Consider the following 13,139-nt stretch of genomic DNA (forward strand, 5'->3'; position numbering starts at 1 on the left):
CGCCATGAACCAGCCCCCCCTGCACCGCCGCCGCTGGCTACAGCTGTGTGCCGCCGCCAGCCTGGCACCGCACGCCAGCGCTTTCGCACAAGCCAGTGCCAAGGACACCGAGCGCCCGCTGGTGGTGGCGCAATTGGCCGACATGGCGCCGGGCCAGCAGGACGTGAGCCGGGACTTTCTCATCGGCTCACGCGCTGCCTGGCAGGATCTGAACGCGCGCGGTGGCGTGCAAGGCCGCCCGGTGCAGCACCTGGCCATCGAGGTGCAGGGCACCGGCGCGGCGCTGCAGGCGGCGTGGCGCGGCGTCGCGGGCAACCCGGCGTGCATCGCGCTGTCGGGCTGCGTGGGCGATGGCGCCGCGGGCGCGCTGGCCGCGCTGCAGGAGCAGGCCCCGCCCGCCCAGCCGCTGGCGCACGCTGCGCCCTGGATGCACAGCCAGGAGGGCGCCAACGCCAGCGACCTGGTCTTCGGCATCTTTCCCGACTACCAGGCGCAGATCGCCCACGCGCTCAAGACCCTGGCCTCCATGGGCGTGCAGGAGCTGGGCGTGGTTTACTCCACGGCCGCCGTACGCCAGCAGTCCCAGGCCCGGGTGCGGCAGGCGGCCCAAACGCTGCAGTTGCGCATGCAGGACCTGCCCCTGCCCGGTAGCAGCGCGCAGGCTGACCAGCAACTGGCTTCGCCCGCGCAACTCATCGTGCTGTTCGTGGGCGGCACGCCGGAGCTGCACGGCTTCATGCGCCGCCTCAAACTGCAGCCGGGCCGTCAGTGCTACATCGTGGCCCTGGCCGACGTGAACCTGCAGGTGCTGGCACAGATGGGCGCGGCCAAGCGCAACGTCTCGGTCATCGCCACGCAATCCGTGCCGCTGGTGACGGCGTCGCTGCCCATCGTGCGCAGCTACCGCGAAGCCATGGCCCGGCTGTACGACGAACCGCCCTCGCCCCAGGGGCTGGCCGGCTTCATTGCCGCGCGCTACACCGCCGAAGTGCTGCAGAGCGTGAACGGGCCGCTGACGCGTGCCTCGGTGCTCGCCGCCTTCCGCCGCCGCCAGGATCTGAACCTGGGCGGCTTTGCCCTCGCCTTCGATGGCCGCAAGCGCACCCATGCCTACGTCACGCAGAGCATGCTGACCGCCGACGGGCGCATCGTCGGATGAGGCATGCGGTAAGCGTTCGTGCGCCCTCGCGGTGCTATGCTGCGCCGCATTTTTTCCAGCGCGCCCAGCGCAGCACCATGCAAGACGGAACACTTCTCGCCGCCGTGGACCTCGGCTCCAACAGCTTTCGCCTCGAAATCGGCCGCTTCGAGCATGGCCACATCCAGCGCGTCGAATACCTCAAGGAAACCGTACGCCAGGGCGGTGGCCTGGACGAAGAGCGCAACCTGAGCCTGGACGCCATGCAGCGCGGCTGGGACTGCCTGGCGCGCTTCGCAGAGCGCCTGGCAGGCTTCGAGCGCACCCACGTGCGCGCCGTGGCCACCCAGACCTTGCGCGAGGCGCACAACCGCGAGGTCTTTATCGAGCGCGGCAACGCCATCCTGGGCTACCCCATCGACGTGGTCTCGGGCCCTGAGGAAGCGCGCCTGATTTACCAGGGCGTATCGCGCCTGCTACCGCAGTCGGACGAACGGCGCCTGGTTGTTGACATTGGCGGGCGCTCCACTGAACTCATCCTGGGCCAGCGCTACCAGGCCCAGGCCGTGACCTCGCTGCGCATGGGCAGCGTGGCCTGGTCCACGCGCTACTTTGCCGACGGCAACTTCACCGCCGCCGCCTTCGAGGCCGCCGAAACCGCCGCCAAGGCGATGCTGGACGAAACGCTGCAGGTGTTCCAACCCGACGCGTGGGACGTGGCCTACGGCTCCTCGGGCACCATCGGCGCGGTGGGCGAGATTCTGGCCATGGCCGGCCACCCACCGGGCGACATCACACGTGAGGCGCTGGACTGGCTGCTGGCCAAGCTGCTGCGCGCGGGCCATGCCAGCCGCGTCCGGCTGGACGGGCTGAAGGAAGACCGGCGCCCGGTGATCGGCGGCGGCCTGAGCGTGCTGCGCGCCGTGTTCAGCCTGCTGGGCATCGAGCGCATGCAGGTGGCGCAAGGCGCGCTGCGCCAGGGCGCGCTGTACGACCTGCTCAGCCGCGAGTGGCCCGAGACCGATCTGCGCACCAGCACCGTGGCCGGCCTGATGCAGCGCTTTGCCGTGGACACCCCGCACGCCCAGCGCGTGGCACAGGTCGCTGGCACGCTGTTCGGCCAGGTGGCGACGAAAGACAGCGAGCGCGCCGCGCGCAAGCTCGACTGGGCCGCGCGCCTGCACGAGATTGGCTGCCGCATTGCCCACAGCGGCTACCACCGGCACGGCGCCTACATCCTGGACAACACCGATGCCGCCGGCTTCGCCCAACCCGAACTGCACCACCTGGGCCTGCTGGTGCGCGCCCACCGGGGCAAGCTGCGCAAGCTGGAACTCGACTGGAGCGACGCCCAGTTCACGCTGCAACTGGCCTGCCTGCGCCTGGCCGTGGCGCTGTGCCACGCCCGGCGCGACCCGGACATGGACGGCATCCGCCTGGAACGCAAGGGCGCGCGCTTCGTGCTGCGCAGCCGCACGGGCTGGGCTGCGCTGTACCCCCAGTCGGCCCACCTGCTGCGCGAGGAGGCGCAGGACTGGCTGCGCACGCCGTGGGAACTGGTGCTGGAGCTGGGTTGATTTTAGAGAGCAATCGGCCTCCAGCACTTGGCCAGCAAGCGCAAGCAGCTATCTTTTTTGAAATAGGGCTTACCGCCCCCCGGACTCGACCACTGCCACGCGCCGCCGCAGCGCTGCGGCCTCCTCCACGTTCCCCGCCTGTTCGGCGCGTTGTGCACGCGCCAGCAGCCAAGCCAGCAGTGGCCGGCGCCAGCCCTGCGCAGAGGCGGTGTCGGTGGCCAGCGCCATCACCGCCGGGCTGGCGCGACCGGCCTGCAGCAAGGCACCCGCCGCCACCAGGCGGGCCAGCGGGTCGGCCATGGCCGCCAGCGCGGCGCTGGTGTCGCCCGTGGCGGCGAGCGCCTGGCGGTGCGCCTCGGGCAGCAGGGCCGCGTCCTGCGCGCTGGCCTGCCCAGCCAAGTAGGCTGCGTAGGCACGCTCGGGCGCCAGCGCGTCAGCACGCAGGGATTCGAAACGCTCGCACACCGGGGGCTGCAGGGCCAGGCTGGCCACCTGGGCAGCGCAGTCCATCAGCGCCAGGCGCGCCAGCAGGTCCGGGCGCCCAGTGCGCGCCACCTCGGCGCGGGCGCGCACCCACTCGGCCTGGGCCACGCGGTCCTCGCCCGCCAGGTAGGCAGCGGTGGCACGCTGCGCGGCGCCCTGGGCGCTGCCTTGCCAGTCCGGCACGGGCGGGCGGCCGGCGCAGGCCGCCAGCGCCGCGTACAGCATGAGGGGGAGCCAGGGGGCGGCACGCAGGGTCATGGCAGGGTCAGCTCCAAATCCTTGGGGTCGCGGGCGAAGGGCCAGGTGCGGTTCACCTGGTTCAGCAACGTATCGATCTTGCGCAGGTTGGCCTCGACCTCGGCGCGCAGCGCGCCCAGGTCGGTGCTGGCGGCGCGCACGTTGGCGCCCACGGCCTGGGCTTCGGCCAGCACGGCATCGACCTTGCGCAGGCTGGCACGCGTGTCCTGCAGCAGGCCGCCCAGTTGCGCCACGGCCGCCTGCGCCTCGGGCAGCAGGCCCTGCGCGCCAAACACCTGGGTGTCGGCCTTGGCGGCCATGCCGTCCAGGCGCACCAGCAGCGCGTTGGTGCGCTCCAGCGTGGCCAGCACCTTGCGCGCGTCGCGCTCGTTGCCCATGAGCAGGCCCAGCGCCCCGCCGGGGCCCTGCAGGCGCTCGGTGAGCGCCTGGGCATTGGCGGCGGTGGCGGCCAGGGCCGAATCCTGCGCGGTGAGCGCGCGCAGGTTGCCCAGCAGCTCGCGCGCCGTGGCCATGAGCTGGGGGATTTCGGCCGTGGCGTCCCCGCGCAGCACCGGGCGCATGGCGCCATCGGGCAGCGGTGGGTCGGTCAAGATGCCGCTGTAGGCCTTGATGGCGGTGCCGCCCACCAGGCCGCGCACCAGCGTGAACACGCTGGAGGTGCGCAGCCAGTGGGCATCACGCTGCGCCACGTCCACGGTGATGTGCACGTTGCCGTCCGGCGCCAGGCCGATATGGCGCACGCGGCCAATGGGAAAGCCGGAGAACGTCATGTCCATGCCCACAGCCACGCCCTCGGAGTCGTCGGCCACCAGCACCAGTTGCTGCGTGGGCTCGAACACGCCGCGCGCATGCAGCAGGTACAAGGCCGAGCCGGCGATCAGCGCCAGTGTGAACAACAGCAGCGCGGCGGCCTTGGCGCGCAGGTGCGTCACGGGCCGCTGGATGCTTTCAAGGCCGTCGGTGGAAGGGTCGGTCATCCGTAGTAGTTCCCCATGAGCGAGACGAGTTCGATCAGCAGCAGCAGCGCAAACATGCGCGCCAGGCCGCCCAGCTCCGTCATGCCTGGCCCGGGGTGCAGGGCCGAGGCAGTGGGAATGAGCGCCACGGCCAGGCTGGAAAACAGCGTCTTGAGCACGAACACCAGCGTGAACGCAGGCGTGAACACCTGGCCAAACATGCGCGTATAGCCGGGCAGCCCGGCCAGGCTGGCGCCGTACACGCCCAGGTAGGCCATGGCCAGCGCCACCACGCACGACAGCGCCGCCAGCGTAATGCCCGCGTAGGCGCCGGCCAGCACGCGCGGCAGCAGCTCCATGCGCACCGGGTCGGCGCCCTGGCGGCGCAGCCGGTCCAGGTGGCCGGCGGCGCGCAGCCGTGCCAGCTCCAGCCCTTGCGGGATGCTGCAGCGCAGCGCCACGAACAGCGCGGCGGTGAGCGGTATCAGCTCCAGCACCAGCACGCGCACCACCATCTCCAGCGCGTAGCGCGACAGGCCATAGCTTTGCGCCGTGACGACGACGATGCGCGTAATCGACAGGCTGACCAGCGCCGCCAGCGCCGTGAAGCCCGGCAGCACCGGCAGCGTGGCGCGCACCATGTGGTGCGCCAGGCGCGTGCGCGCCGCACCGCGGTAGGTGGAGGGCGAGAGCAGCAGCACCAGCACCACCGCCCCAGGTAGACGATGCGCGCCCAGCCCAGCGCGCGGCGCTGCGCCAGGCGCCACAGGCGGGCGGGGCCGTCCTCCAGGGGGTGCAGGGTGCTCATGCGGCCATCATAGGGGTTAAGGGCAAAAAATGCCTCCAGGGCAATACCAGCAAGCGCTAGCAGCTATCAATTCAGTAGTCATGCCGATGGCTACACGTGGCGGTGCGCGGGCGCGTTGCGCAGCGGCGCCCAGTCCTGCGCCTCGGCGCGCGCGTGCAGCGCGTCGATCACCTGGCACTGCGCCTGCACGCCGTCGCAGCGGCTGCGCAGCAGGCTCAGCTCCTGTTCCAGCGCACGCAGCTCGTCCAGGCGCGTGCGCACGTGCGCCAGGTGCTCGTCCAGCGTGGCACAGGCCACATGGCCGTCGGCCAGGCAGGCGCCGTCGAGCGCCAGCAGCGTGCGCACCTCGTCCAGCGACATGTCCATGGCACGGCACAGGCGGATGAAGCGCAGCCGGTGCAGGTCGGCTTCGCTGTAAAAGCGGTAGCTGTTGTCACTGCGGCCCTGCGGCGCCAGCAGGCCCTCCTTCTCGTAGTAGCGGATATTGGCCGCCGAAACGCCCGAGCGCCTGGCGGCCTCGCCGATGCGGCAGTGCAGCGTGTCTGACATGGCTTGACCTTGAAGTAACTTTCAGCTTTCCAATCATGGCATGAACCAAGCGAAGCCCTCCTCCCATCCCGCCCATGACCATGGGCATGACCACGGCAGCCACGCGCAAGGCGCAGCGGCGCCCGCCGCAAGCGCCTGCAGCCCCGCGCCGGGTGCCAGCGCCTGCTGCGGCTGCAGCAGCGACCCGCACGGCCACGGCGCCCTGCCCGGCTGGCCGCGCATCGCTGCGGCCCTGCTCTTTGCCGCGGGCGCCGAGGCCGCGCACTGGGCGCAGTACGACGTGCCAGGCATGTTGCTGGCCGTGGCGGCCATCGCCCTGGCGGGCCTGGGCGTGTACCGCGCGGGCTTGAAGGATCTGGCACGGCTGCGCCTGGGCATCCACGCGCTGATGGCCGTGGCCGTGACCGGCGCCTTCCTGATCGGCCAGTGGCCCGAGGCGGCCATGGTGATGGCGCTGTACGTGGCGGCCGAGCGCATCGAGGACGGCGCCATGGAGCGCGCGCGCCACGCCATCCGCAGCCTGCTCGACCTGGCACCCGAGACCGCCGAGGTGCTGCAGCCCGACGGCAGCACAGCGCGCCAGAACGCCGCCCAGGTACCGCTGGGCGCCACGCTGCGCATCGCCCCGGGCGCGCGCGTGCCGCTGGACGGCACCGTCACGCGCGGCGAGAGCGCCGTGAACCAGGCCCCCATCACGGGCGAGAGCCAGCTCGCCGACAAGACCCCCGGCGACGCGCTGTACGCCGGCAGCGTGAACCAGCACGGCGAGCTGTTCATGCAGGTCACGGCCCCGGCCAGCGGCACGCTGCTGGCGCGCATCGTGCATGCGGTGGAGCAGGCCCAGGCCTCGCGCGCGCCCACGCAGCGCTTCGTGGACCGCTTCGCCGCCGTTTACACACCCATCGTCTTCGTGCTGGCGGTGCTGCTGGCATTGCTGGCACCCGCCGTGCTGGGCTGGAGCTGGGCCCAGGCGGCCTACCAGGCGCTGGCGCTGCTGGTGATTGCCTGCCCGTGCGCGCTGGTGATCTCCACCCCCGTCACCGTGGTCAGCGCGCTCACGGCGGCGGCGCAGCGCGGCGTGCTCATCAAGGGCGGCAGCGCCCTAGAGGCGGCGCGCGGCCTGCGCGTCATCGCCCTGGACAAGACCGGCACGCTGACCACCGGCAACCCGACCCTGGTGGCCTGGGAGGCCGTGGGCAGCGCCGCACCCGCCCACGCGGCCGCCCTGGCCTGGCAGCTTGCCAGCCGCTCGGACCACCCGGTGTCGCGCGCCATTGCCCAAGGCCTGGCCGCCGAGGCGCCGCCCACCAACACCGTGCAGGACCTGCGCGCCCTGCCTGGGCGTGGCGTGGAAGGGCGCATGGACGGCCAGCGCCATGTACTGGGCAACCTGCGCCTGGTGCGCGAGATGCAGTTGCTCACCCCCGCGCTCGAAGCCCAGCTGCGGGCCCACGAGCAGCAAGGCCGCAGCGTTACCCTGCTGGCCAGCGACAGCACCGTGCTGGCCCTCTTTGCCGTGGCCGACCCGCTGCGCACCCACGCCGGCGAGGCCATGGCACAGCTACAGGCCCTGGGCGTTCGGCCCGTGGTGCTGAGTGGTGACAACGCCGCCACCGTGGCCGCCGTGGCGGCCGAGGCCGGCATCGCCGACGCGCGCGGCGGCCTGCTGCCGCAGGACAAGCTGGATGCCCTGGGCGCGCTGCAGCGCGAGCACGGCCCCACCGGCATGGCGGGCGACGGTATCAACGACGCCCCGGCGCTGGCGCGCGCCGACGTGGGCTTCGCCATGGGTGGCGCGCACAGCACCGGCATGGCCATGGAAACAGCCGCTGTGGTGCTGATGAACGACGACCTGCGCCGCATCCCTGGCACGCTGCGCCTGTCGCGCCAAGCGCATGCCGTGCTGTGGCAGAACATCGCGCTGGCGCTCGGCGTCAAGGCCGTGTTCTTCGCCCTGGCGCTCACGGGCCAGGCCAGCATGTGGATGGCGGTGGCAGCCGACATGGGCGTGAGCCTGCTGGTGGTGGCAAACGGCATGCGGCTGCGTTGGTGGAAGGGAATCTGAAATGCACAACACAAAATTTGCTTCAAACGCAAAATTGCGCACTTTTCATGCAATGTAAAAGCCATTGAACGCAGTAAATTGACGCACCGCGGGGAGCGGTGGTGTAATGCGCGCCGATTTTGCCCCCCGCGCCATGACCAGCACCACCGCCCAGCCCGCCGCGCTCCCCGCCGTCCAGCCCCACTCCCGCACCGAGGATGCAATGGCCATCCTCACCGGCGTGACCCTGGTGTCGGTGGGCGTAGCCTTCATTGCCAGCGCGGGGCTGCTGACGGGGGGCATGACCGGGCTGGCCTTTGTGCTGCACTACGCCACGGGCATCGGCTTCGGCAAGCTGTTCTTCGTGCTCAACCTGCCCTTCTACTGGCTGGCGCTGCGCAAGCTGGGCACGGGCTTCACGCTCAAGACTTTCACGGCCGTGGCGCTGCTCTCGGCGCTGGTGGGGCTGCAAAGCCAGTTCCTGCAGATCAGCCAGCTGCACCCCGCGTATGCCGCCATCACCGGCGGGCTCATCATGGGCATCGGCTTCCTGGTGCTGTTCCGCCATCGCTGCAGCCTGGGCGGTGTCGGCATCCTGGCGCTGTACCTGCAGGACCGCTGCGGCTGGCGCGCGGGCAAGGTGCAAATGGCCGTGGACTGCTGCATCGTGCTGGCGGCGCTGGTCACCGTGGAACCGCAGCGTGTGCTGTGGTCGGTGGCTGGTGCAGTGGCGCTGAACCTGGTGCTGGCCATGAACCACCGCCCGGGGCGCTACTTGGCGGCATGAAGTGAAACACCCCCTGAGTCGCCTGCGGCGCCTTCCCCCTCTCTCACGCTTCGCGTGGGAGGGGGACGCAGCCAGCGCGGCGGGGCGGCCCTTGCGCGGCTGCCCACGCTGGGGCCGCGCCGGTTTCGTGCGCTGCGGGTGGCGCGCAGCGCCATGGAAAACTGAATTGGCGCCGCGGGAACTTCGTGCCACGCTGCCGTCTCTGCCCTGACATGCCCCGCGGCCTGCTCGTTCTCCTCATGGCACTGCTGCTGGCCCTGCGCGGCCTGCTGGGCAGTGCCATGGCCATGGAGAACGTGCCGCCGCCCGCGCCCGCCCCCATGCTGCACACCGCCAATGCGGACGGGCACGCCGCCCACTGCCACGACGGCGCCAGCACGCCCCAGGACGACCCCGCCGCCGCACCCTGCGCGGCCTGCGACATCTGCCACACGGCGCTGCTGCCCGCCCTGGCAGCGCAAGCCAGCCCCGTGGCCGCCGCCGCGCCGCGCGCCTGGCCCGGTGCGGCCTTTGCCAGTGCGCCGCTGGCGCCCGCGTTCAAGCCCCCCATCGCCTGAGCCGCACGCTCCACAGGCCCCCTTGCGTACCATGCAGCCAGCCCGCTGGGCGGCTGCGTGCCGTCAGACTTTTCGTATTCTTCCCATGAAAACTATCAAATTCATAGCTGCCAGCGCTTTACTGGCAAGCGCTGGCACCGTTTTTTCCCATGAAGGTGCGGCGCACCCCGACGTCCATGCCCATGCCCAGCACGGCCACGCCGCCACTGCGGCGCCAACCGAGCAAACGCCCTTTGGCATCGCGGGGGACGCGCGCAAAGTGCAGCGCACCATCACGCTGCGCATGGGGGACGACATGCGCTTTGCCCCCAGCCACATCACCGTAAAGCGTGGCGAAACCGTGCGGCTGCGCGTGCTGAACCAGGGCCAGGTGATGCACGAGATCGTGCTGGGCACGCCCGGCTCGCTGTCCGAGCACGCCCAGATGATGCAGCAGCACCCCGGCATGGACCACGACGCGCCGCACATGGCGCACGTAGCGCCGGGACAGAAGGGCGAACTGGTGTGGCAGTTCAACCGTGCCGGGGAATTCGACTTTGCCTGCCTGGTGGCCGGGCACTTCGAGGCCGGCATGAAGGGCACCATCACCGTCAAGCCATGAAAGGAACACCCATGACCGCCATGCACCCTCCCCTGCGCCGCCGCCAGTGGCTCGCCGCTGCCTGCGCCGCGCTGGCCGCTCCCACCCTGTGGGCCGCGCGCGCCGACACCGCCGTCGAGGTCTGGAAAGACCCGCAGTGCGGCTGCTGCGCCGACTGGATCGCGCACATGCAAGCAGAAGGCTTTCGCGTGACCGTGCACGAAAGCGGCAACACCGCGGTGCGCGCGCGCCTGGGCCTGCCCGCACGCCTGGGCTCATGCCACACGGCACTGGCCGGCGGTTACCTGATCGAAGGCCATGTGCCAGCCGCCGATGTGAAAAAGCTGCTGGCCGAGAAACCGAAGGCCCTGGGCCTGGCCGTGCCCGGCATGCCCGTGGGCAGCCCCGGTATGGATGGCCCGGCCTACAACGGCCGCAAAGACCCCTATGACGTGCTGCTGGTCACCCGCAACGTGATGAACAGCGACGTGTCCACGCGCGTTTTCACCAGTTACCGGTGAGGCGGGCCAGCGGCGGCACACACCCATAATCCGCCCATGACCCACCCCAGCCTCCAAGGCGCGCAAGGCGCCATCACCGACGTGGCCGGCATCGAAGTTGGCCACTACACCGAAACCCGCCGCCCCACGGGCTGCAGCGTCGTCATTGCGCGCGACGGCGCCGTGGGCGGCGTCGACGTGCGCGGCGCGGCGCCCGGCACGCGCGAGACCGAGCTGCTGCACCCGTCGAACTTCGTCGAGCGCGTGCATGCCGTCATGCTTTCGGGTGGCAGTGCCTGGGGACTGGACGCCGCCAGCGGCGCCGCGCGCTGGCTGGAGGAGCAAGGCGTGGGCTTCGACATCGGTGTGGGCCGCCTGCCCCTGGTGCCCGCCGCGGTGCTGTTCGACCTGCATGTGGGCGACGCACGCGTGCGCCCGGACGCCGCAGCAGGCTACGCCGCCTGCGCCGCCGCCACGCGCACGCACCCGGCCGAGGGCTGCGTGGGCGCGGGCACCGGCGCCACGGTGGGCAAGCTGTTCGGCATGCAATACGCGATGAAGAGCGGCATCGGCACCGCCTCGCTGCGTGTGGACGGCATCACCGTGGGCGCGCTCGTCGCCTGCAACGCCGTGGGCGACGTCGTGGACCCCGACACCGGCCGCCCGCTGGCCGGCGCACGCACGGAAGATGGCACGCAGCTGCGCGACATGCGCCGCGCCCTGCTGCGCGGCGAACTGCCCGGCGCGCTGCTGGGTGGCAGCAACACCACCATCGGCGTCATCGCCACCGACGCCGTGCTGACCAAGCCGCAGGCGCAGCGCCTTGCCGTAGTGGGACACGACGGACTGGCGCGCGCCATCAACCCGGTGCACACGCAGATGGACGGCGACACCCTGTTCGCCCTGGCCACCGGCGCCGCAGGGCGTACGCCCGACCTGGTGGTGCTGGCCACCATGGCGGCCGAAGCCGTGGCCCGCGCCACGGTGCGTGCTGCGCTGGCGGCGCGCAGCATCACTACGGCCGAAGGACTGCACCTACCCGGGTACGCAGGCTAAGCCCTGCAGCACGCGCAGATGGGGCATGCGGCACCGTTTTTGCTATCAAAAATAGAGTAGCTAGCGCTCGCCACGCCTAAGTTTCAAGGCGAAAGCACCTGAACGTCAGGAAACGCCAGCGCTAGCAGCTATCAAACCAGGAGCGCCGAGGCGCCCCAGTGCACCTTGCTTACACGTTGATCGCGGTGGCCGATCCGGCCTTGCGGCGCAGCTCGAACTTCTGGATCTTGCCGGTGCTGGTCTTCGGCAGTTCGCCAAACACCACGGCACGCGGCACCTTGAAGCCCGCCAGGTGCTTCTTGCAGTGCTGCACGATATCGTCCACCGTGGTCAGCGCGCCCGCCTTGAGCTCGACGAAGGCGCAGGGGGTTTCGCCCCACTTCGGGTCGGGCTTGGCCACCACGGCCACAGCCAGCACGTCGGGGTGGCGGTAGAGCACGTCTTCCACTTCAATGGAGGAGATGTTCTCGCCGCCCGAGATGATGATGTCCTTGCTGCGGTCCTTGATCTTGATGTAGCCGTCGGGGTACTGCACGGCCAGGTCGCCGCTGTGGAACCAGCCGCCGCGGAACGCTTCCTCGGTGGCCTGCGGGTTCTTCAGGTAGCCCTTCATGGCGATGTTGCCGCGGAACATGATCTCGCCCATGGTCTCGCCGTCGTGCGGCACGGGCTGCATGGTCTCGGGGTCACACACCATGGCGGCGCGCTGCAGGTGGTAGCGCACGCCCTGGCGGGCGTTCAGGCGCGCGCGCTCGCCGATGTCGAGGCTGTTCCAGGCGTCGTGCTTGGCGCACACGGTGGCGGGGCCGTAGACCTCAGTCAGCCCGTAGACGTGGGTCAGGTCGAACCCCATCTGCTCCATGCCCTCAATCATCGAAGCCGGGGGTGCGGCACCCGCGACCATGGCCTTGACGCCAGCGGGCACGCCCTCCTTCATGGCAGCAGGCGCATTCACCAGCAGTCCCTGGACGATAGGGGCGCCGCAGTAGTGCGTAACGCCGTGGTTGCGGATGGCGTCGAAGATGGCCTGCGCATCAACGCGGCGCAGGCACACGTTGACGCCAGCGCGCGCCGCGACGGTCCAGGGGAAGCACCAACCGTTGCAGTGGAACATGGGCAGCGTCCACAGGTAAACGGCGTGCTTGGGCATGTCCCACTCCAGCACGTTGCTGATGGCATTGATGGCGGCGCCGCGGTGGTGGTAGACCACGCCCTTGGGGTTGCCGGTGGTGCCGCTGGTGTAGTTCAGGGCGATGGCGTCCCATTCGTCGCCGGGCAGCTCCCAGGCGAAGGCCGGGTCGCCGGCAGCCACGAAGTCCTCGTAGCGCGTGCCGCCCAGGCTTTGCGCGGGGGCGCCGTAGAGTGCGTCCTCGACCTCAATGAGGGCGAGCGGCGCCGGGTTCTTGCGCAGCGGCAGCGCCTTGGCCACCACGGCGCTGAATTCGGGGTCGACGATCAGCGCCTTGGCCTCGCCATGGTCGAGCATGAAGGCGATGGTTTCGGGATCAAGGCGGGTGTTCAGCGTGTTGAGCACCGCGCCCGCCATGGGCACGCCGAAGTGCGCTTCCACCATCGGCGGGGTATTGGGCAGCATCACGGCCACGGTGTCGTTCTTGCCGATGCCGGCGCGGCGCAGGCTGCTGGCAAGCTGGCGGCAGCGCTTGTAGGTCTCGCCCCAGGTCTGGCGCAGCTCGCCATGCACGATGGCCAGGCGGTCGGGGTAGACCTCGGCCGTGCGCTCGATGAACGCCAGCGGCGAGAGCGGCGCGTGGTTGGCTTCGTTGCGGGGCAGATGCTGGTCGTACATGCTGGTCACGGCAGGTTTCCTTGGTTTATTGAAAACAAA

At 70.6% G+C, this 13,139-nt stretch carries 12 protein-coding genes and 1 pseudogene; 8 read left to right on the forward strand and 5 right to left on the reverse strand.

Features of this window, described 5'->3' with window-relative positions; genetic code table 11:
• Positions 1 to 4 precede the first annotated feature (4 nt).
• Together BN2503_RS05955 and BN2503_RS05960 are read left to right on the forward strand one after the other, a co-directional pair.
• Positions 5 to 1,159, forward strand: coding sequence for an ABC transporter substrate-binding protein (locus tag BN2503_RS05955; protein WP_054255734.1), 1,155 nt, complete (start codon positions 5 to 7; stop codon positions 1,157 to 1,159).
• A 77-nt stretch (positions 1,160 to 1,236) separates the two neighbouring features.
• Positions 1,237 to 2,715, forward strand: coding sequence for a Ppx/GppA phosphatase family protein (locus BN2503_RS05960; RefSeq protein WP_054255735.1), 1,479 nt, complete (start codon positions 1,237 to 1,239; stop codon positions 2,713 to 2,715).
• A 69-nt stretch (positions 2,716 to 2,784) separates the two neighbouring features.
• Here the strand turns inward: BN2503_RS05960 and BN2503_RS05965 are convergent, their stop codons facing one another.
• From BN2503_RS05965 to BN2503_RS05980, 4 genes and pseudogenes are all read right to left on the reverse strand, one after another.
• On the reverse strand, positions 2,785 to 3,456 hold the full coding sequence (locus BN2503_RS05965) for a hypothetical protein (RefSeq protein WP_139235337.1): 672 nt from the start codon (positions 3,454 to 3,456) through the stop codon (positions 2,785 to 2,787).
• Positions 3,453 to 4,433, reverse strand: coding sequence for an MlaD family protein (locus tag BN2503_RS05970; protein ID WP_054255736.1), 981 nt, complete (start codon positions 4,431 to 4,433; stop codon positions 3,453 to 3,455). The genes BN2503_RS05965 and BN2503_RS05970 overlap by 4 nt, the downstream gene beginning before the upstream one ends.
• Positions 4,430 to 5,220 (reverse strand): annotated as a pseudogene (locus BN2503_RS05975) (MlaE family ABC transporter permease). The gene BN2503_RS05970 and the pseudogene BN2503_RS05975 overlap by 4 nt, the downstream one beginning before the upstream one ends.
• 90 nt (positions 5,221 to 5,310) lie before the next feature.
• Positions 5,311 to 5,769, reverse strand: coding sequence for a MerR family transcriptional regulator (locus tag BN2503_RS05980; RefSeq protein ID WP_054255737.1), 459 nt, complete (start codon positions 5,767 to 5,769; stop codon positions 5,311 to 5,313).
• Positions 5,770 to 5,809: 40 nt separating this feature from the next.
• On the opposite strand from BN2503_RS05980, the gene BN2503_RS05985 reads away from it, so the two are divergent.
• From BN2503_RS05985 to BN2503_RS06010, 6 genes are all read left to right on the forward strand, one after another.
• A complete protein-coding gene (locus BN2503_RS05985) occupies positions 5,810 to 7,834 on the forward strand; it encodes a heavy metal translocating P-type ATPase (protein WP_054255738.1) in 2,025 nt (674 codons plus the stop codon).
• Between the two features lie 133 nt (positions 7,835 to 7,967).
• Positions 7,968 to 8,600 (forward strand): YitT family protein, encoded by a 633-nt coding sequence (locus BN2503_RS05990; RefSeq protein WP_054255808.1) that lies wholly within the window; start codon positions 7,968 to 7,970, stop codon positions 8,598 to 8,600.
• Between the two features lie 212 nt (positions 8,601 to 8,812).
• A complete protein-coding gene (locus BN2503_RS05995) occupies positions 8,813 to 9,157 on the forward strand; it encodes a hypothetical protein (protein ID WP_054255739.1) in 345 nt (114 codons plus the stop codon).
• Positions 9,158 to 9,242: 85 nt separating this feature from the next.
• Positions 9,243 to 9,758, forward strand: coding sequence for a cupredoxin domain-containing protein (locus BN2503_RS06000; protein WP_054255740.1), 516 nt, complete (start codon positions 9,243 to 9,245; stop codon positions 9,756 to 9,758).
• 11 nt (positions 9,759 to 9,769) lie between these two features.
• On the forward strand, positions 9,770 to 10,258 hold the full coding sequence (locus BN2503_RS06005; protein WP_411914286.1) for a DUF411 domain-containing protein: 489 nt from the start codon (positions 9,770 to 9,772) through the stop codon (positions 10,256 to 10,258).
• Positions 10,259 to 10,294: 36 nt separating this feature from the next.
• On the forward strand, positions 10,295 to 11,293 hold the full coding sequence (locus BN2503_RS06010) for a P1 family peptidase (RefSeq protein WP_054255742.1): 999 nt from the start codon (positions 10,295 to 10,297) through the stop codon (positions 11,291 to 11,293).
• A 169-nt stretch (positions 11,294 to 11,462) separates the two neighbouring features.
• On the opposite strand, the gene BN2503_RS06015 is transcribed toward BN2503_RS06010, so the two are convergent.
• Complete coding sequence (locus BN2503_RS06015) at positions 11,463 to 13,109, reverse strand: acyl-CoA synthetase (protein WP_054255743.1); 1,647 nt, start codon at positions 13,107 to 13,109, stop codon at positions 11,463 to 11,465.
• Positions 13,110 to 13,139 lie beyond the last annotated feature (30 nt).

Origin of the sequence: Paenacidovorax caeni, from assembly GCF_001298675.1 — a bacterium.
Classification (GTDB): Bacteria; Pseudomonadota; Gammaproteobacteria; order Burkholderiales; family Burkholderiaceae_C; genus Paenacidovorax; species Paenacidovorax caeni.

Coding starts and splice junctions, on each gene's coding strand:
- BN2503_RS05970 (WP_054255736.1), bottom strand. CDS start 4,433: ATGACCGACCCTTCCACCGACGGCCTTGAAAGCATCCAGCGGCCCGTG.
- BN2503_RS06010 (WP_054255742.1), top strand. CDS start 10,295: ATGACCCACCCCAGCCTCCAAGGCGCGCAAGGCGCCATCACCGACGTG.
- BN2503_RS05980 (WP_054255737.1), bottom strand. CDS start 5,769: ATGTCAGACACGCTGCACTGCCGCATCGGCGAGGCCGCCAGGCGCTCG.
- BN2503_RS05985 (WP_054255738.1), top strand. CDS start 5,810: ATGAACCAAGCGAAGCCCTCCTCCCATCCCGCCCATGACCATGGGCAT.
- BN2503_RS06005 (WP_411914286.1), top strand. CDS start 9,770: ATGACCGCCATGCACCCTCCCCTGCGCCGCCGCCAGTGGCTCGCCGCT.
- BN2503_RS05995 (WP_054255739.1), top strand. CDS start 8,813: ATGCCCCGCGGCCTGCTCGTTCTCCTCATGGCACTGCTGCTGGCCCTG.
- BN2503_RS05960 (WP_054255735.1), top strand. CDS start 1,237: ATGCAAGACGGAACACTTCTCGCCGCCGTGGACCTCGGCTCCAACAGC.
- BN2503_RS05990 (WP_054255808.1), top strand. CDS start 7,968: ATGACCAGCACCACCGCCCAGCCCGCCGCGCTCCCCGCCGTCCAGCCC.
- BN2503_RS06000 (WP_054255740.1), top strand. CDS start 9,243: ATGAAAACTATCAAATTCATAGCTGCCAGCGCTTTACTGGCAAGCGCT.
- BN2503_RS05955 (WP_054255734.1), top strand. CDS start 5: ATGAACCAGCCCCCCCTGCACCGCCGCCGCTGGCTACAGCTGTGTGCC.
- BN2503_RS05965 (WP_139235337.1), bottom strand. CDS start 3,456: ATGACCCTGCGTGCCGCCCCCTGGCTCCCCCTCATGCTGTACGCGGCG.